The 17,095-nt window shown below is 42.8% G+C and carries 15 protein-coding genes; 8 read left to right on the forward strand and 7 right to left on the reverse strand.

Going from position 1 to position 17,095, the window contains the following annotated elements; all coding sequences use genetic code 11:
- The first annotated feature begins 160 nt into the window (after positions 1–160).
- The gene (locus ACN6OV_RS01200; protein WP_427948938.1) at positions 161–976 is read left to right on the forward strand and encodes a lysophospholipid acyltransferase family protein; all 816 of its coding nucleotides are present in this window, start codon (positions 161–163) and stop codon (positions 974–976) included.
- Positions 977–1,016: 40 nt separating this feature from the next.
- On the opposite strand, the gene ACN6OV_RS01205 is transcribed toward ACN6OV_RS01200, so the two are convergent.
- Complete coding sequence (locus ACN6OV_RS01205; RefSeq protein WP_427948940.1) at positions 1,017–2,636, reverse strand: phospholipase D-like domain-containing protein; 1,620 nt, start codon at positions 2,634–2,636, stop codon at positions 1,017–1,019.
- Between the two features lie 102 nt (positions 2,637–2,738).
- On the opposite strand from ACN6OV_RS01205, the gene ACN6OV_RS01210 reads away from it, so the two are divergent.
- Positions 2,739–3,749: a metallophosphoesterase gene (locus ACN6OV_RS01210; RefSeq protein ID WP_427948941.1), complete on the forward strand. Its 1,011-nt coding sequence runs from the start codon at positions 2,739–2,741 to the stop codon at positions 3,747–3,749.
- A 126-nt stretch (positions 3,750–3,875) separates the two neighbouring features.
- On the opposite strand, the gene ACN6OV_RS01215 is transcribed toward ACN6OV_RS01210, so the two are convergent.
- Together ACN6OV_RS01215 and trhA are read right to left on the reverse strand one after the other, a co-directional pair.
- On the reverse strand, positions 3,876–5,189 hold the full coding sequence (locus ACN6OV_RS01215; RefSeq protein ID WP_427948942.1) for an MFS transporter: 1,314 nt from the start codon (positions 5,187–5,189) through the stop codon (positions 3,876–3,878).
- A gap of 145 nt (positions 5,190–5,334) precedes the next feature.
- Positions 5,335–5,976 carry a PAQR family membrane homeostasis protein TrhA gene (gene trhA / locus ACN6OV_RS01220; RefSeq protein WP_427948943.1) on the reverse strand — a complete coding sequence of 214 codons (642 nt, stop codon included), beginning with the start codon at positions 5,974–5,976 and terminating at the stop codon, positions 5,335–5,337.
- A gap of 107 nt (positions 5,977–6,083) precedes the next feature.
- Here trhA and ACN6OV_RS01225 point away from each other — a divergent pair, with 107 nt between their 5' ends.
- Together ACN6OV_RS01225 and ACN6OV_RS01230 are read left to right on the forward strand one after the other, a co-directional pair.
- Positions 6,084–7,307 (forward strand): class I SAM-dependent methyltransferase, encoded by a 1,224-nt coding sequence (locus tag ACN6OV_RS01225; RefSeq protein ID WP_427948945.1) that lies wholly within the window; start codon positions 6,084–6,086, stop codon positions 7,305–7,307.
- Between the two features lie 11 nt (positions 7,308–7,318).
- Complete coding sequence (locus ACN6OV_RS01230) at positions 7,319–7,741, forward strand: GNAT family N-acetyltransferase (protein WP_427948948.1); 423 nt, start codon at positions 7,319–7,321, stop codon at positions 7,739–7,741.
- 74 nt (positions 7,742–7,815) lie between these two features.
- On the opposite strand, the gene ACN6OV_RS01235 is transcribed toward ACN6OV_RS01230, so the two are convergent.
- The 4 genes from ACN6OV_RS01235 to ACN6OV_RS01250 all read right to left on the reverse strand — a co-directional run bounded on the left by ACN6OV_RS01235 (position 7,816) and on the right by ACN6OV_RS01250 (position 12,857).
- The gene (locus ACN6OV_RS01235; protein WP_427948950.1) at positions 7,816–8,157 is read right to left on the reverse strand and encodes a hypothetical protein; all 342 of its coding nucleotides are present in this window, start codon (positions 8,155–8,157) and stop codon (positions 7,816–7,818) included.
- Positions 8,158–8,315: 158 nt separating this feature from the next.
- A complete protein-coding gene (locus tag ACN6OV_RS01240; RefSeq protein WP_427948952.1) occupies positions 8,316–10,448 on the reverse strand; it encodes a 3-hydroxyacyl-CoA dehydrogenase NAD-binding domain-containing protein in 2,133 nt (710 codons plus the stop codon).
- A gap of 11 nt (positions 10,449–10,459) precedes the next feature.
- On the reverse strand, positions 10,460–11,665 hold the full coding sequence (locus ACN6OV_RS01245; protein ID WP_427948954.1) for an acetyl-CoA C-acetyltransferase: 1,206 nt from the start codon (positions 11,663–11,665) through the stop codon (positions 10,460–10,462).
- Positions 11,666–11,846: 181 nt separating this feature from the next.
- On the reverse strand, positions 11,847–12,857 hold the full coding sequence (locus tag ACN6OV_RS01250) for an AraC family transcriptional regulator (protein WP_427948956.1): 1,011 nt from the start codon (positions 12,855–12,857) through the stop codon (positions 11,847–11,849).
- Between the two features lie 210 nt (positions 12,858–13,067).
- Between ACN6OV_RS01250 and ACN6OV_RS01255 the strand changes: the two genes are divergently transcribed.
- The 4 genes from ACN6OV_RS01255 (at position 13,068) to ACN6OV_RS01270 (ending at position 17,095) form a co-directional block, all read left to right on the forward strand.
- A complete protein-coding gene (locus ACN6OV_RS01255; protein WP_427948958.1) occupies positions 13,068–14,186 on the forward strand; it encodes a CaiB/BaiF CoA transferase family protein in 1,119 nt (372 codons plus the stop codon).
- Between the two features lie 331 nt (positions 14,187–14,517).
- A complete protein-coding gene (locus ACN6OV_RS01260) occupies positions 14,518–16,161 on the forward strand; it encodes a nitrite/sulfite reductase (protein ID WP_427948960.1) in 1,644 nt (547 codons plus the stop codon).
- Positions 16,154–16,639 (forward strand): DUF934 domain-containing protein, encoded by a 486-nt coding sequence (locus ACN6OV_RS01265; RefSeq protein ID WP_427948962.1) that lies wholly within the window; start codon positions 16,154–16,156, stop codon positions 16,637–16,639. Before ACN6OV_RS01260 ends, ACN6OV_RS01265 begins: the two co-directional genes overlap by 8 nt.
- A gap of 102 nt (positions 16,640–16,741) precedes the next feature.
- A complete protein-coding gene (locus tag ACN6OV_RS01270; RefSeq protein ID WP_427948963.1) occupies positions 16,742–17,095 on the forward strand; it encodes a DMT family transporter in 354 nt (117 codons plus the stop codon).

The raw sequence follows: 17,095 nt of genomic DNA on the forward strand, positions 1-17,095 counted from the left end.
ATGAACATTCTTGCGCTTGGGCATAAGCGTCTAGCTGTAGGAATCACCTCCGTTTAAGGGAGGTGAGGATGTCAAGATCAATGCAAAATAAATGACTTCGGTATATGATGATGAAAAATTACGCCGAAACTCGGTGATCTGAAATTTCAGTGAAGCTTTTATGAACCAATCCCAAACCGTAACGACCAGCCAGATGAATATTTTTTCAAAACTTTACCTGTATTGCAAAAAAGTTAGTGCAGCGACGGTTGCGGTTTCTCAGGGATTTTATTTAGTCTATCGTCATCAACTGTATAAAAATCCCAACAATCCTCAAAATACCCGTTATGTACAGTATTTTTGCCGCAAGTTATGCAAGGTTTTTAATATTGATGTCAAAGTGCATGGCGACATTCCGCGCCAGCCGGCGCTTTGGGTCAGTAATCATATTTCTTGGTTAGATGTGGCGGTCTTGGGCTCTGGTGCGCGGGTATTCTTTTTGGCCAAAGCTGAAATTGAAAAATGGCCTGTAGTGGGTAATTTAGCCAAAGGGGGCGGTACTTTATTTATTCAGCGGGGTTCAGGCGATTCCATCAAAATTAAAGAACAAATCACCGACTTTTTAAAACAGGACAGCCCGGTATTGTTTTTCCCAGAAGCAACAACGACCGATGGCAGCAAAATTAAAAAAGTCCATGGCCGACTTTTAGGCGCTGCGATTGAAGCCAATCGTCCGGTACAAATTTGTTTGATTTGTTATGTAAATCAGGACGGACAACTGGATATGGTGGCTCCTTATATTGGCGAAATTAGTTTTGATCGACATGTGCGTAATGTCTTGGAAATGCCGCATGTCACTGCGCATTTAATGACTTTACCTGCAATTGATTCGACAGGGTATACAGTTGAATCTTTGACGCGTGAAGTGCAAGAGAAAATGACGGAAGGCTTAAAACAATTACATGCACGCGTTTTAAATACGCCTCTCGTCGATTAAGCGAAAGGTGTAATTTTACTCAATTACGCCTTTAGTCATTTTACATAAAGCCTTCAATTGGTAGCCATGAGATCACTTTGATTCCGGCTTTTTGCCACCATTTCATTTTAGGTTCATACATATAGGTACGAGTATTGCCATTGGAGAGTTTAATTTCCCAGTTAATATTTTGCTCGGCGTTTAATACCAGTTTATAGGCATATTTACTGAGATTTTCATCCATGGTGTAGTGCACGGCTTTGGCAAGACGTGGGCTATTCAGTAAGACCCCAATTTCAGTATTCAAATAAGCCGAGCGTGGATCGAAGTTAAATGAGCCAATAAACACCTGTTTTTCATCCAAAGCCATCAGTTTGGCATGTAAACTCGAACGGCTGAGCCCTTTCATACTGACTTTGGATTTTTCCGAAATTTCTTTGGTATTGGTATTCAGATTTTCTGAATCCGGTGTGGATAAAAACTCATATAATTGAACATCATGTTCCAATAAATCATGTCGGTATTTACTATAAAACGCATGCACCAAAGGCACGTCATTGGCCTGGAAAGAGTTGGTCAATACGCGAACTTGAACGCCATCTTCACTGAGTTTTTTTAGTCGATTGGCCCCGATTTTTTCAGGTACAAAATAGGCCGAGACAATATCAACACTCTGTTCCGGTTTATCTAATCGATTGAGCAGCTGAAAATTAAGATGTTCTTCCTTTTTAGCTTTGGCTTTAATTTTACTTGGGGAATCTTTGACCACTTCAGCTTTGACCCAGTCAAATTGAATTTGGTTATTTAACCAGTTTTCAAAGGCATGTGAGCGATTGGCTAAATCCAGATAATTCACTACCGTTGCTTCTTGGTTATAGTCTTCCAGTTGTTGCTTTAAGCTGTCATAACGCAAGGTGTAATGGCGTGGGTTGACCAGTTGGCGCACGGGATAGGCATGGTCATCATTCCAGTATTCATCAAAAGAATGAATAATTTCGTCAGAGGCTGCACCGACTAACATCACGTCCACATCAGAAAACTGATAATTGTCACTGACGTTATAATATTGGTTGCTCATATTGCGCCCACCAATCAGTGCAATCTGATTATCGGCAATAAAGCTTTTGTTGTGCATACGGCGGTTGATACGTTTTAAATCCAATACCATATCCATGGCACGAAAATGACGGAAACGGTAGGGGTTATAAAGTCTGACATCGATATTGGTATGTTGATCGAGCGCCATATAAATGCCTTCCATTTTCTTGGCATTATTATCATCCACCAATAAGCGAATTTTAACGCCACGATCTGCGGCTTGAATCATGGCATGTAGTGCCAAAGAACCGATTTTATCGTTATCCCAAATATAATATTGTAAATCGAGGCTTTTTTCGGCTTTGTTAATCAGTTCGATGCGTGCTGCCAAGGCTTCTAAGGGATCATACAGCAGGTGATAACCCGTCAAATCTGGATTTTGTTCACGCAGCGGCAGCACAATTTTAGCCAAAGTGGTTTGTTCTGTTGGGGTGTTGAATGCGTATTCGATAGGCTGAGGCTGCTGTTTCGGTAAGGTTGTACACGCCGGCAAAGTCAAAAAGAGACTACTGCTTAGCAAAATAGCTTTATAGTGGGGCTGAAGCAAAGGTATCTTTTGCTGAAACTTTGGGGCAGAGTTCATACTACAACGATACTGAAAAAATTGATTTGAGTATAAGTGTCAGCTGTGAAAAGATAAATATAGAGACAAAATTTCTAGTCAGATAAATTGTAGAGCAAATGTATGTGGGAATTAAATTCCGTAGTGATGTATTTTTATATTGGTCTGGCTGTGCTTGGGATTTGGGCCATTTCTCAAGCGTGGTTAAGCCAGTCGCGTACGGAAACCATTCATCCCTTTAAAGCCTTTGTTCACTTGTTGGCTTTTTATCTGTCTTATTTACTCATTCCATTGTTCTTCTTTAGTTTTTATGCTGGCTGGAGTGGTTATTACTCACTGCATGAGGCTGTATTTGTGGCATTGGTTACGGGCGTTTTATGTTATGCACGTTTTATCGAACCGCATTTTGTTCGGGTGCATAAGCTGCAATACAAGTTACATGAAGATCGCGCCTTATTAAAACCTGTACGTGTGGCCTTAATTGGTGATTTACATATTGGGTTATTTTCAGGCCATGAACGTCAACTGAAAATTATCGTTGAAAAAATTAATGCCCAAAATCCAGATCTTGTAGTCGTTGCAGGGGACTGGACTTATGAGCCTGAAAATAAACTGGTAGAAGAATTGGCGGTGCTGAAAAAAATTGTGGCACCCATTTATTCTGTCAATGGCAACCATGATGAACAGTATCCGGGACCACCGATTCAAGAACTGCTAAAAAATGCCCTGAGTTCTAACAACGTGGTTGATATTGAAGGGCAAGTGGTCGAATTTAATGAGTTTCGCTTACTCGGTGTTGGTGATTTATGGGCAGGTAAAGCTGATATGCGTTATTTACCTGAACTACCGCAAGATAAACCTTGGCTGATCCTTTCACATAATCCCGATACCGTGGATATGGTGCCTAAATTGCCGGGTCGTCCACTGATGTTGTCTGGGCATACCCATGGCGGGCAAGTCGAATTGCCATGGTTAACCGACTATGTGATGAAAAAAGTTTCCATTTTAGGTCACAAAAAGGGCTTATATCAGCATGAAAATGCCGATGTATTTGTGACGGTTGGGACTGGGATGGTTGGTGTGCCATTTCGTTTTCGTGTACCACCGACGATTGATATTATTGAATTAATTTAGCAAAAAACTATCTTGGAAATGCCAGAGAATTGTTTTTTGATTGAGATCATTGCATTTCAAAAAACGATATCCAAGCCATAAAAAAGCCAGCATCAATTTGCTGGCTTTTTTTGTATTAAATGAGAATTAAACCTGATTGTTTACATCATCATTTTTGGTTTCACGAATCAGCAAGAAGGCGAACAGTGAAAGAATCGATGCGGCTGTTAAGTAGTAACCTACTGCATATAAACCATAACCTGTTGCCAGTTTAGTCGCGATCAATGGAGCAAAAGACGCACCAAAAATACCCGCCAAGTTAAAGGTTAGAGCTGAGCCAGTATAACGTACTGAGGTCGGGAAGATCTCGGATAATACCGTACCAATTGGACCATAGGTTAAGCCCATAATCGCTAAACCGATACACAGGAACAAGAACACAAGGATGGTGCTGCCAGATTCAAGCATACTGGAGAATACCAGACCGAATAATGCTGATATGACGCAGACTGCAACAGATGTTGCTTTACGACCAAATTTTTCAGCAAATACCGCAGACAATGGAATAAATGCGGCAAAGCAAAGGGTAGCCACCAATTGAAGTTTTAAGAACTCTTCACGGGTGTAGCCTAACTCGGTTGTGCCCCATTGTAAGGCGAATACCGTGGTGAGATAGAACACAACGAAGGTACAAATCGCGGCAATCGTCCCGAGTATCAACATTCCCCAGTGTTTTACAATCACTTCTTTAAATGGAATGTTCACTTCTTTTTGCTTGTCCAAAACTTTTTGGAATGCCGGCGTTTCATGTAATTTTAAACGAATCCAAAGACCGATAATCACCAGTAAAGCACTAGAGATGAATGGAATACGCCAACCCCATTGCATGAATTCAGCTTCAGACATGAAGTGGCCGAGAGTCAAGAATGAACCAGTTGCAAGAATGAAGCCAATCGGTGCACCCAGTTGTGGGAACATGCCATACCAAGCGCGTTTACCTTCAGGCGCATTTTCAGTTGCTAGCAGGACGGCACCTGACCATTCGCCACCCAGACCTAAACCTTGGCCTAAACGACAAAGCGCAAGTAATAATGGTGCGGCGATACCAATTTGTGCATAAGTTGGAAGTAAACCAATACACACGGTGGAAATACCCATGGTGAGCAATGCGGCAACAAGGGTGGCTTTTCGACCAATCCGGTCACCGAGATGGCCGAAAAATGCAGCACCAATTGGACGGGCAATGAACGCGATCGCAAAAGTCGCCAGAGACTGAATAGTTGCTGTGGTTGGATCGGTACTTGCAGGGAAGAACAAATGTGGGAAGATAATGACTGCCGCAGTTGCATAAATATAGAAATCGAAGAACTCGATTGTTGTACCTACAAGACTTGCTGTAAGCACGCGGAATTTTGAATTTGTTGGTTGCTGTTCCGATACAGCAGCACTTGAAGACGCCATGGTAGACCTTACACTTACTAAAAATAATTGAACTTAGTTTTAATAGCGTAATCTTTTTAAAAAAGGCGTAATTTCTTAAAAAAACACGAAATACCTACTTACAGTCTGCGGAATTAGGGTCACTAAAGAATGCAGTGTGAGCGGTTTATATCACGTAGAGATAAATCGACAGGAAATGTGATCCTGCACCTATCAATACAAAAATATGCCAGATAGCGTGGGTATATCTTACCTTTTTTAGGGCATAAAACAATGCACCAATTGTATAAGATAGCCCACCAATGATCAGGTAGGTTAAAGCTTGATCGGATAAAAAGCGTTGCATATCATCGATGACTAGCACTGCAAGCCAACCCATAACCAAATAGGCGAGGAGTGAAATTTTCTGAAAACGATTAATGAATATTAACTTGAATAGTGTTCCAATTGCCGCAATCACCCAAAGTGCGATCAATAAATAGTGTGCTTTTGCGGTGGGAATGGCGATGGCCAAAAATGGGGTATAAGTACCAGCAATCAAATAATAAATGGCAGTATGATCCAGTTTTTTATATAAACCACGACGTTCAGGGGACTCGGCAAAGTGATATAAGCTCGAAGCTGAGAATAATAAAACCATACTCAGCGCATAGACCCACAGCGCAATCCATTGTCCAGTCGGTAAATAAGCACCTTTTATAATCAATAAGATACCTGCAATGACAGACAAGGCAGCACCGAAAGCATGGGTATAGAAATTCAGCTTTTCTTCAGCGGGATCATAGTGTGCAACAGGGGGAGAGTTCATACGGTCTCTTTTATAATAATCTAAATATACATGTGTATAGTAATTTAATTTTGCTTTTGGTGTAAGAAGATTTAAAATTGTTTTGCAAATTTATGTAGGTTTATATTATGTCATCTTTGGCTTCTCCCTCTACGCAAGAGCAGCAATTTTTAGCGGCCTTTCAGCAAGCCATTGAAACACAGCGTTTTGATCGCATGATCTTGAGTCAATATAAAGGTGAACTTGAGCATTTGGAAAAAATAACCTTGAGAGTCATTTCATTGCAAGGGGAGTCATTTTTAAGTTGTTTATATCGGTATAAGACTCAAGATATTACTAAAAATTACCCTATAGCTTCAGCCTTGTCACAGGTGGAGAGTCTGCTGGCATGTTGTAAGCAAGCCAATCTCATCACGGCCGATGAAGAGTTACAGCTAAAGAAAAATAAAAAGAAAGTCATGTTGACAGTCAGTAAAGTCAAACCTGTGCTGAGTAAAAATACCGTAACTGAGCATCAAGGACATGATCGTGCCAAACATCGTTATGTTGATCAAGACAGCTACTTTTTACAGCCGCTGGGTATTACCGATGCCAAAGCACAAATTATTCCGAGCATGGCACGTAAATGGAAACAGATTAATAAATTTGTCGAAATTTTCTCAGGTGCTTTAAATCAGATTCAACATGATCAGGCGTTGCGCATAGTCGATTTTGGTTCAGGCAAAGGTTATTTAACGTTTGCCTTGTATGATTATTTGGCCAAACAGGCTCAAACGCCGTTTGTGACTGGGGTTGAGCTCAATCCGAAAATGGTTGAGTTCTGCCAATCGGTTGCGGCACGTTCGCAGTTTACCCAACTGGACTTTTTCCAAGGAGATGTGCGGACCTATGCACCTGAACGTTTGGATGTGATGATTGCCTTACATGCCTGTGATGTGGCAACCGATTTTGCCATTCATACCGGTATCCGGCTGAATGCGCAAATGATCATGTGCGCGCCATGTTGTCATAAAGAATTACGCCCGCAGCTGACAGCACCGAAAGTATTGGCACCAATGTTGCAGTTTGGCATACATGCCGGGCAACAAGCGGAAATGCTGACCGATACCATTCGTGCCTTGTTACTCAAAGCCTACGGCTATGAAACCAAAGTCTTTGAATTTGTGGCATTGGAACATACCAGTAAAAATAAAATGATTTTGGCAACCAAACGTCAAGATTATCAACAACCTGATCAGGCTGTTTTGGCACAAATACAAGCATTGAAAGACATGTATGGCATTCAAAAACATTCCTTAGAGTTGTTGTTGAATGATCAATGGGATCAGCAAGATATTGGCTGTAAATGCTGATGGAGAGACAAATGCAACAGCTACAAATTCTTTCGGGCAGTTGGGAACAATTTGCACAAGATGCCAAACTGATTCGTGAGCAGGTCTTTATTCAGGAACAGCAAATTGCAGCTGAAGATGAATGGGACAGTGAAGATGCTGTGTCACTACATTTCATTGCCTATGATCAGGGGCAAGCCATTGCCACAGCACGTTTGCTTGAAAATAACAGTATTGGTCGCGTGGCTGTGCTCAAAGAGTATCGTGGGCAGGGTGTCGGTCGTGTATTGATGCAAAGCATTATTCAATTGGCTCAGCAACAAGGCAGATCGTTTGTCAAACTCTCCTCACAAGTTCATGCGCTGCCATTTTATGCCTCTCTTGGCTTTATAGCTGAGGGTGAGGAATATTTGGATTGTGGGATTCCACATATGGATATGCGATTGTGCTTTTAAATTAAATGCAACGATCAATCCTCTGGACATAAAAAAACGCTTAAATTATTAAGCGTTTTTTTATGCGTGGAAGCTTAGTGTTCGTTGCTTGATGTTGGCTCAGGGCTAGTATCATCCATATGTGCATGTTGCTCTGGCGTCATGTGCATGTCTTCAACTGCTGCTGCGTGACTTGCCGATTGTTCACGGGTCGCTTTATCTGCTTGGGCTTGTTGTAACGCTTCCTCTGACATCACTGGCGCATTTTTAAACGCATGCTGTTGGGTATTGTTTTTATTTTGCTGACTTGGCATATAGTCTGGTTCATTGGAGATTGCAAGCCAGAAAATAAACATAAACAGACCACCTAAAATACAAAAGATAATCAGTGCTTTCCAACCCCAAGGTGATTTTTCAGGAGAAGAATGATCAGTCATAACAACCTACCCAATTCAAAAGATAAATTAAAATAATGTTACTTTATAACATGAAATTACTGAAATAACGTGTAAATTTTAGACTTGTTGTCGATCAACAGGTTGAGACGTACGAAATAAGGAGCGCTCGGCTCCTTATTTAATTTGCATTGGATGGATCAGATCAACTCATTTTTTGCGACTTTATCTTTCAGCAATTGCGGTGCTTTAAAGCGTTCACCGTATTTCGCTTCCAGTGTATTTGCACGCTCAAGCGCTTTTTCCAAACCATATTGATTGAGGAATTGCAGCGCGCCACCTGTCCATGGGGCAAAGCCAATACCGAAAATTGAACCGACATTGCCATCTACAGTCGATTCCAACACGCCTTCTTCTAGGCAGCGCAGGGTATCTAAAGACTGCACAAACAGGAAGCGATCAATCATTTCCTGTTCAGAAATATGGGTATCCTTTTGCCATTTGCTTAAGCCTTCCCATAAATGCTTTTTGCCACCTTCAGGATAGTCATAGAAGCCTGCGCCCGCCGCTTTGCCTTTGCGGCCAAACTCATGAATCATGCTTTGAATCACTTCATCAGCGCCTGAGTACGGCAAGTCTTTGCCTTCTGCTTGCAGCGCTTTACGAGTCTCATGCGCAACATGTTCAGACAGCGTCAGCGAGACTTCGTCTTGAATGGCAAGCGGGCCGACGGGCATGCCAGCTTTCAGCGCTGCCATTTCAATCCTCGCAGGAGGAATGCCTTCGTGTAATAAGTGTAAACCTTCCTGCACAAAAGTGCCAAACACACGGCTAGTAAAGAAGCCGCGGCTATCATTGACCACAATTGGGGTTTTACCAATTTGCTGTACATAGTCATAGGCTTTGGACAAGGTTTCTGCCGAAGTATTTTTCCCTTTGATGATTTCTACCAGCTGCATTTTATCGACTGGACTAAAGAAATGCAGGCCAATGAAATGCGCTTGATCTTTTGATGCGTCCGCTAGACCTGAAATCGGCAAGGTTGAGGTATTAGATGCAAAAATGCCACCATCTGCCAAATAGGCTTCGGCTTCTTGAGTGACTTGGGCTTTCAGTTGCTGATTTTCAAACACAGCTTCAATGATCAGGTCACAGCCTTGCAAATCCGCTGCTTCCGCCGTGGTATGAATCAATCCTAAAACCTGATCACGCTGTTCTGCACTGAGGCGACCTTGCGAAACTTTTTTATCTAGCAATTTTTGACTATAGGCTTTGCCTTTTTCTGCATTTTCAAGTGATACATCTTTCAGCACAACGGCGATGCCTTTGGATGCAGTTGCATAGGCAATGCCTGCACCCATCATGCCTGCACCTAAAATGCCGACTTTAGTGGCTTTCCATTTCGCCACATCTTTGGGACGGCTGGCGCCTGATTTAATCGCATTGAGTCCATGCCAGAAGGTGCCGATCATATTTTTAGAAATTTGACCGGTGGCCAAATAGGTAAAATAGCGTGATTCAATGGTCAGTGCGGTATCTACATCAACCTGAGCGCCTTCAACAGCAGCAGCCATAATTGCTTCAGGTGCTGGGTAGCAGCCTTTGGTTTTATCGCGCAGTATTGCAGGGGCAATTGCCAGCATTTGCGCCACAGCAGGCGTAGACGGTGTACCGCCCGGAATCTTATAGCCTTTGACATCAAAAGGCTGTACCGATTTGGGATTGGCTTTGACCCAAGCCATAGCTTTATCCATTAGTTCTTGTTCGGTTTCTGCTGTGTCATGAATGAGGCCTAATGATTTGGCTTTTTCGACACCAAATTGTTTACCTTCCATCAAGAGTGGAAAGGCATTTTGCAGACCCAATAAACGCGTCATACGGACAATACCTCCACCGCCCGGCAGTAAGCCTAAGGTCACTTCAGGTAAGCCAAATTTTGCTTTAGGATCATTGAGTGCAATACGATAATGACAGCCAAGTGCCAGTTCCCAGCCACCGCCAAGCGCTGTTCCATTTAAAGCAGCGACAACTGGAATGCCGCGCGTTTCGATATAACGTAGTTTGGCTTTCATCTCTTCAATCATGTTGAAGAATTCGGTCGCATGTTCAGGTGTGGCTTGAATCAGTTCGTCTAAGTCACCGCCGGCAAAGAAGGTTTTTTTGTTCGAGCGGAAAATAATCCCTGCAATATTTTCATCGGCTTGCAGTTTTTCGACTGTTGCGCTCAGTGCCGTGCGGAAATCGGCATTCATGGTATTGGCAGACTGGTTTGGAGAATCCAGTGTCAGGATCACGATGTTGTCGGCATTTTTTTCAAATTGAATTGCGCTCATTTTTATTCTCCTTATACCAGCTCAATAATGGTGGCGATGCCCATGCCGCCGCCGACACACAGGGTAGCAAGGCCGCGTTTTTTGCCTTGGCGTTCCAGTTCATCCAACAGCGTGCCTAAAATCATTGCGCCTGTTGCCCCTAGTGGATGACCCATGGCAATTGCACCGCCATTGACGTTGACTTTGGCTGGATCCACTTGAAGCTCGTTAATGAAACACATCACTACCGCAGCAAAGGCTTCATTCACCTCAAACAGGTCAATATCCTCAATCGTCAGGCCAGCTTTGGCTAAGGCTTTACGCGCAGCGGGCGCAGGGCCGGTCAGCATGATGGTCGGATCTGCGCCGACCAATGCCGTTGCCAGTACTTTGGCGCGTGGTTTTAAACCTTGCTCTTTGATTGCTTTTTCAGATGCCAATAAAACCACGGCAGCACCATCGACAATACCGGATGAATTGCCCGCATGATGCACATGATGAATCGCGCCTACTTCAGGGTATTTTTGCAAGGCAATGGCATCAAAGCCCATTTGCCCCATCATGGCGAAACTTGGATTCAGTTTGCTGAGACCTTCTGTTGTCGTGCTTGGTTTAATAAATTCGTCTTGAGCTAAAATCGTCACGCCTGCTTTATCTTTGACAGGTACGACCGATTTATTGAAATAGCCATTGGCTTGGGCCGTAGCTGCTTTTCTCTGAGAATTTGCGGCAAAGGCATCGACATCAGCACGGCTATAGCTATCAATCGTGGCAATGAGATCGGCACCAATGCCTTGCGGCACAAAATGTGACTTTAAATTAGTTTCTGGATCCAGCGCCCAAGGCCCGCCATCAGAACCCATGGGTACACGCGACATGGATTCAACACCACCGGCAACCACTAAATCTTCCCAGCCTGAACGGACTTTTTGCGCAGCCAGATTTACCGCTTCCAAACCGGACGCGCAGAAACGGTTAATCTGAACACCCGCCACATCATTGTCCCAACCCGCAGCAATAGCTGCAGTTTTGGCAATGTCTGCCCCCTGATCGCCAATAGGTGTGACGCAGCCTAAAACAATGTCATCGACTGCAGAGGTGTCAAATTTATGACGGCTTCGCAGTTCATTCAGCAGGCCGGTGAGCAGGCTGATCGGTTTAACCTCATGCAATGAACCGTCTTTTTTCCCTTTGCCGCGCGGTGTGCGAATGGCATCAATGATGTAAGCCTCGCTCATAACTCTATCCCTTTATTTATGTATTAAAATTTTTATGTGTTTTTGAGTGTACGCATTAATTGGGCGAGTGCAATGACGAGAACGGGTCAGATCAAGTGATATTTTTAGCCAATAAAAAAGCCCAAGTTGTTCACTTGGGCGAGGATTAAAGAGCGATGTTTATTTCTATGCTTTACACAAATTAATGATAACCGTGTAATTGGCGATACAGGCCTGGGGTCACGCCTGTCCATTTTTTAAATGCACGGTGGAAGGTACTGGTTTCACTAAAGCCCACTTGTTGTGCTACATCTTCAAGAGTTAAATCTGGGTTGAGCAATAAATGAATCGCTGCATCACGACGCAATGCATCTTTTACACCTTGATAACTTTTTCCTTCGGCTGCGAGACGACGGCGAAGCGTTTGAGGGGATAGATACAACATTGATGCCACGTCATTTAGCGTTGGCATTTCTTCACCAATTTGACTCTTTAATACATCACGAATACGTGAAGTCAGTGAGTTGGTATTTTTAAACTTCACCAATAACTGTGCAGGTGCGGCTTTTAAGAACTCTTCTAAAGTTTCTTCATTTTGACGAATTGGAAGATCTAAATAGTCGGCTGCAAAGGTAATTTCGGTACGCGGCATATCGAATTGCATCACGGGTGCAAAGAATAATGCATCGTACTCATCGGCATGATCAGGGCGTGCATAACCAAAGTGTACGCGCTCAAGCGGCAGTCGGCGTTCAATCAGCCATGATGCCAAACCATGCCAAATCATCAACATACTTTCAGTAATGAAATGATCGGGATCCATAGTTTTTGGAATCTGTGGAACTAAACGCGCTTCGTGTTTATCACGTTCCAGCGTTACAGCCCAGTCATCACCAAATAATTTGTAGAATTGAGAAGATAATTCAAGTGCTTCACCCAAAGTTTTGGCATGAATAATCAATTGGCACATGATGGCAAACGTACCCAAACGACGTGGTTGAATATCAAAACCAACGTGTTCGTCTTGAGTCACCATCCACAACATTTTAATAAAACGTGTGTACTGTTCAGGTGAAATACGTGCTTTGGGTTGGCGTAAAAGTTCCGCCTCAATGCCAACGTGAGACAATAAAGTTTCGACATCCATGCCGAGACGTTTCACACCAGTTAAGGCTGCGTTGACGAAATGGATACTGATCGTATCACGACTCATGTTTAATCCTTCAGTCTCTTTAATGTTCACAAATGTTTGACCTAAATGACGCTAAAAAAGTAATTATGGCAATTTACAACAGGTATTTTACCATTTTTACATGGTAGATTGCCGAAACTATCAAGGTAAATGGCTGAACATGACATTGTTTTAATCTTTTTATATTTTTACCATGGATGAAAAATCAACACAATTAGAGAAAAACGACTTATGGATGCAGCTTTAAAAGGATTGAAAGTTCTCGATTTTTCGACATTATTACCTGGGCCTTTTGCAACAATGTACTTGGCGGACTTAGGTGCAGAAGTGATCCACATTGAGTCACCAACCCGACCAGACCTGATCCGTTTAATGCCGCCCTATGCCCATGGGCAGGCCACAGCACATAGTTATCTGAATCGAAACAAGCAGTCTGTTGCGTTGGACTTAAAAGATCCGGCCAATATTGAACTGATTAAAGCTAAAATTTCAGACTATGACATCGTGATTGAACAGTTTCGTCCCGGAGTGATGCAAAGACTGGGGTTGGACTATCCGACCTTATCTCAAATCAATCCGCGTTTGATTTATTGTTCCATTACTGGCTATGGGCAAACAGGTCATTATCAAAATAAGGCAGGGCACGATATCAATTATGTGGCTTTGTCAGGCATTGCTGGGCATAGTGGTCGACAACACGGTGGGCCACCACCGATGGGGATTCAAATTGCAGATATTGCCGGCGGCTCTTTACATAGCGTGATTGGTATATTGGCCGCAGTGATTGAAAGGCAACGTAGCGGACTTGGGCAATATATTGATATTTCGATGACCGACTGTGTGGTCGGACTCAACAGTATGGCTGCTGCGGCAAGTTTGGCAGGACAGGAAAAACAAGGGCCTGAGCAAAGCTATCTGAATGGCGCGACTTTTTATGACTACTATGAGACCCAAGATGGGCGTTATGTGTCGATTGGAAGTTTAGAGCCGCAGTTTCTGCAAGGGTTAGCACAGATTTTAGAGTTGCCGATTGTGGCTGAAAAGGGGGCATCACTCACGACTGAAGACCGTCAAGTCGTGAAACAAGCGATAAAAGATAAAATTAAAAGCCAAGATTTTGCGGTATGGAACACCATTTTTCAGCAACAAGATGTTTGCGTTGAGCCTGTATTAAAGTTGGACGAAGCACTTGATTCACAGTTGGCACAAGACCGCGCATGGGTAGTATCTGTGCCGTTAACCGAAGGGAACGCACAACATGAACAGCAATTGGCTTGCCCCATCAAGTTTTCGCGTTCAACTCTAAGATACGACTTTATCGGAAGGCCTTTGGGTGCTGATTCTTTATAAATGGCAGATATTTATGGTCCATTTGAGAACCAAATGGATAGAGTTTTGGCGGTGTATGCTGTATAGAGATAAATCGATGTATTGAAATTAAGGTGAAAAGAAGCCTAATTACTCAAGCTTCTTTTTATTATGAAAATAAATGCTAAGGAATGAATAAAATAATCAATATTGGTAAAAATAAAGTAAAAACCGCTGAAAGGCTTTATATCAGTGAACTCTACATCGCCTTATCAATAAAATCGTTATAAAGTATGTAAAAAACGCATTTTGTTGATAGATCAAATCTGGTTATGCTGTGCGCCGTTATAATAGAAATGACTAGCTGTACGCCATGTATTTATATACTGATTTTGACCAGCAACTGGTTAATGAACGTGTTGCACAGTTCCGCGATCAAACGGAACGTTATTTAGCAGGCAAATTGACGGAAGATGAGTACCGTCCACTGCGCCTTCAAAATGGTTTGTATGTTCAGCGCTATGCGCCGATGCTGCGTATTGCAGTGCCTTATGGTCTGATGAATTCCAAGCAGCTGCGTAAAGTTGCGGATTTGGCGCAAAAATTTGACCGCGGCTATGCGCACGTATCCACCCGTCAAAATATTCAGTTTAACTGGTCTGCACTAGAAAATGTACCGGACATGTTGCAAGAGCTTGCATCTGTTCAAATGCATTCGATTCAAACTTCAGGTAACTGTATCCGTAATACCACGACTGACCAATACTCAGGTGTAGTTGCGGGTGAAATTGCAGATCCGCGTCCAACGTGTGAATTGATTCGTCAGTGGTCAACTTTCCATCCTGAGTTTGCTTTCTTGCCACGTAAGTTCAAGATTGCAGTCTCAGCACTTGAAGAAACGGATCGTGCTGCAACCGCATTCCATGATATCGGTGTATATATCGTAAAAAATGAAGCGGGTGAAATTGGCTATAAAATTAAAGTCGGTGGTGGTTTAGGTCGTACCCCTGTAATTGGTAGTTTCATTCGCGACTTCTTGCCACGTGAAGATTTGATTGCCTACCTTGAAGCGGTGCTACGCGTCTATAACTTGCATGGTCGCCGTGACAACAAATACAAAGCACGTATTAAAATTTTAGTGAAAGCATTAACGCCAGCAGTATTTGCTGAAAAAGTTGAAGCTGAATTTGCGCATACCATCAAAACCTTAAAAGTTGATGCAGACACCTTGAAGAAAATGGATGAGAACTTCACGCCATTTGATTATCAAGATTATGCAGATGAAGATTTTACTACACAGTTCGCTGCGCATCCGAAATTCAAACAGTGGTTCAATATCAATACCAATGCGCATAAAGTGAAAGGCTACCGTATTGTGACGATTTCACTGAAACGTGCAGGGATTGCACCGGGTGACATGTCTACAGCAGAGATGAAGCTGATTGCAGACCTTGCAGACCAATATACTTTTGGTGAACTCCGCACCACGCATGAGCAAAATATTGCGTTGGTGGATGTGCCACAAAAAGACTTATTTGAGCTTTGGAGCATTCTTGAGAAAAATAACCTCGCGCGTGCACATATTGGTTTCTTAACCGATATTATTTGCTGCCCAGGCGGTGATTTCTGTTCATTGGCGAATGCGAAATCGATTCCAATTTCAGAAGCGCTTTCACGTCGTTTTGATGACTTGGATACTATTTATAACCTCGGCAAATTGGATTTGAATATTTCAGGTTGTATGAATGCCTGCGGTCATCACCATGTCGGCAACATTGGTATTTTGGGTGTGGACAAAAAAGGTGCTGAGTTCTACCAAATTACTTTGGGTGGGAATGCAGACCATGATGCTTCGATTGGTGACATCTTAGGTCCATCCTTTGCAGCGGATGTGGTTCCAGACATCGTTGAAGAAATTTTGAATACCTATCTTGACCTTCGAAATGACGGTGAAGAATTTATCGAAACCTATCGCCGTGTTGGCATTCAACCGTTTAAGGAGCGCGCATATGCTTAATCCAGCACGACAAGTCCTCTCTAAAGATGGCTCGATTGCAGACAATACCTATCAATTGGTCGGTGAAGATGGCGTGTTACCGCAAGGTGATGTGGTCTTAACGGCTGAACAATTAGATCAATTGGCTCAAGTTTCAGGTAAAAAAGCACTTTTGGTTACTGTTGATGTTTCACCTGAAACCCATGAATTTCCTCTAGATCAATTGGATGCCATCTTTATTGACTTTGCAGGCTTTAATGATGGCCGTGGTTATTCATTTGCAGCGTTATTACGTCGTCAAGGTTTCCAAGGTGAACTGCGCGCAACCGGCGATGTGTTTAAAGATGTCTTGAACTATATGAAACGTGCTGGCTTTGATAGTTTCGTGATCAAAGAAGGCAAGGATGTTCTTGAAGCTGCGGCAGGTTTGGGCGATTTTACCCATCCTTACCAAGCATCTACCGCAGTTGCGCAAGCTAGTTATCAAACGGGCGCTTAAGGTTTCAAGTAAATGAAAAGCTGGACTTCGGTCCAGCTTTTTTGTATTTATACGCAGCATTTTGATGAACAGATTTGAGACAAAGAGGAAGGTAAATTGGCGATGATGGCACTGTTTGCAAAAATTAATCCGGGTGTCATTTGGCTATTGGTCGCCATCGTCACAGATGTACTCTCAACGTTTTATTCAGCCAAGGGCAATGGTCTGGTCAATAAATTGGACCAAGGTATTGCCTTAGTGCTTTACATCATTTCCTTTGCTTGCGCAGCCTATGCCTTGAAATTTATGCAAGCAGGCATTTTATATGTGCTGTGGTCTGGCATTGGGGTGATTGCTACAGCACTATTGGCTAAAACCTTTTTAGGGCAAAATATTGATTTAGCGGGATGGGTGGGGATTGGTTTTATTACTGTTGGGCTTACTATTATTGCGCAATTTTCAAATATTGATGTTTAA

Source organism: Acinetobacter sp., from assembly GCF_050285345.1.
Classification (GTDB): domain Bacteria; phylum Pseudomonadota; class Gammaproteobacteria; order Pseudomonadales; family Moraxellaceae; genus Acinetobacter.

Bases quoted from the DNA above. Each gene is read 5' to 3' on its own strand.
- ACN6OV_RS01260 (WP_427948960.1), top strand. From the start codon at position 14,518: ATGTATTTATATACTGATTTTGACCAGCAACTGGTTAATGAACGTGTT.
- ACN6OV_RS01230 (WP_427948948.1), top strand. From the start codon at position 7,319: ATGCAACAGCTACAAATTCTTTCGGGCAGTTGGGAACAATTTGCACAA.
- ACN6OV_RS01235 (WP_427948950.1), bottom strand. From the start codon at position 8,157: ATGACTGATCATTCTTCTCCTGAAAAATCACCTTGGGGTTGGAAAGCA.
- ACN6OV_RS01245 (WP_427948954.1), bottom strand. From the start codon at position 11,665: ATGAGCGAGGCTTACATCATTGATGCCATTCGCACACCGCGCGGCAAA.
- ACN6OV_RS01210 (WP_427948941.1), top strand. From the start codon at position 2,739: ATGTGGGAATTAAATTCCGTAGTGATGTATTTTTATATTGGTCTGGCT.
- ACN6OV_RS01270 (WP_427948963.1), top strand. From the start codon at position 16,742: ATGATGGCACTGTTTGCAAAAATTAATCCGGGTGTCATTTGGCTATTG.
- ACN6OV_RS01200 (WP_427948938.1), top strand. From the start codon at position 161: ATGAACCAATCCCAAACCGTAACGACCAGCCAGATGAATATTTTTTCA.
- ACN6OV_RS01250 (WP_427948956.1), bottom strand. From the start codon at position 12,857: ATGAGTCGTGATACGATCAGTATCCATTTCGTCAACGCAGCCTTAACT.
- ACN6OV_RS01240 (WP_427948952.1), bottom strand. From the start codon at position 10,448: ATGAGCGCAATTCAATTTGAAAAAAATGCCGACAACATCGTGATCCTG.
- ACN6OV_RS01265 (WP_427948962.1), top strand. From the start codon at position 16,154: ATGCTTAATCCAGCACGACAAGTCCTCTCTAAAGATGGCTCGATTGCA.
- ACN6OV_RS01225 (WP_427948945.1), top strand. From the start codon at position 6,084: ATGTCATCTTTGGCTTCTCCCTCTACGCAAGAGCAGCAATTTTTAGCG.
- ACN6OV_RS01205 (WP_427948940.1), bottom strand. From the start codon at position 2,636: ATGAACTCTGCCCCAAAGTTTCAGCAAAAGATACCTTTGCTTCAGCCC.
- trhA (WP_427948943.1), bottom strand. From the start codon at position 5,976: ATGAACTCTCCCCCTGTTGCACACTATGATCCCGCTGAAGAAAAGCTG.
- ACN6OV_RS01215 (WP_427948942.1), bottom strand. From the start codon at position 5,189: ATGGCGTCTTCAAGTGCTGCTGTATCGGAACAGCAACCAACAAATTCA.
- ACN6OV_RS01255 (WP_427948958.1), top strand. From the start codon at position 13,068: ATGGATGCAGCTTTAAAAGGATTGAAAGTTCTCGATTTTTCGACATTA.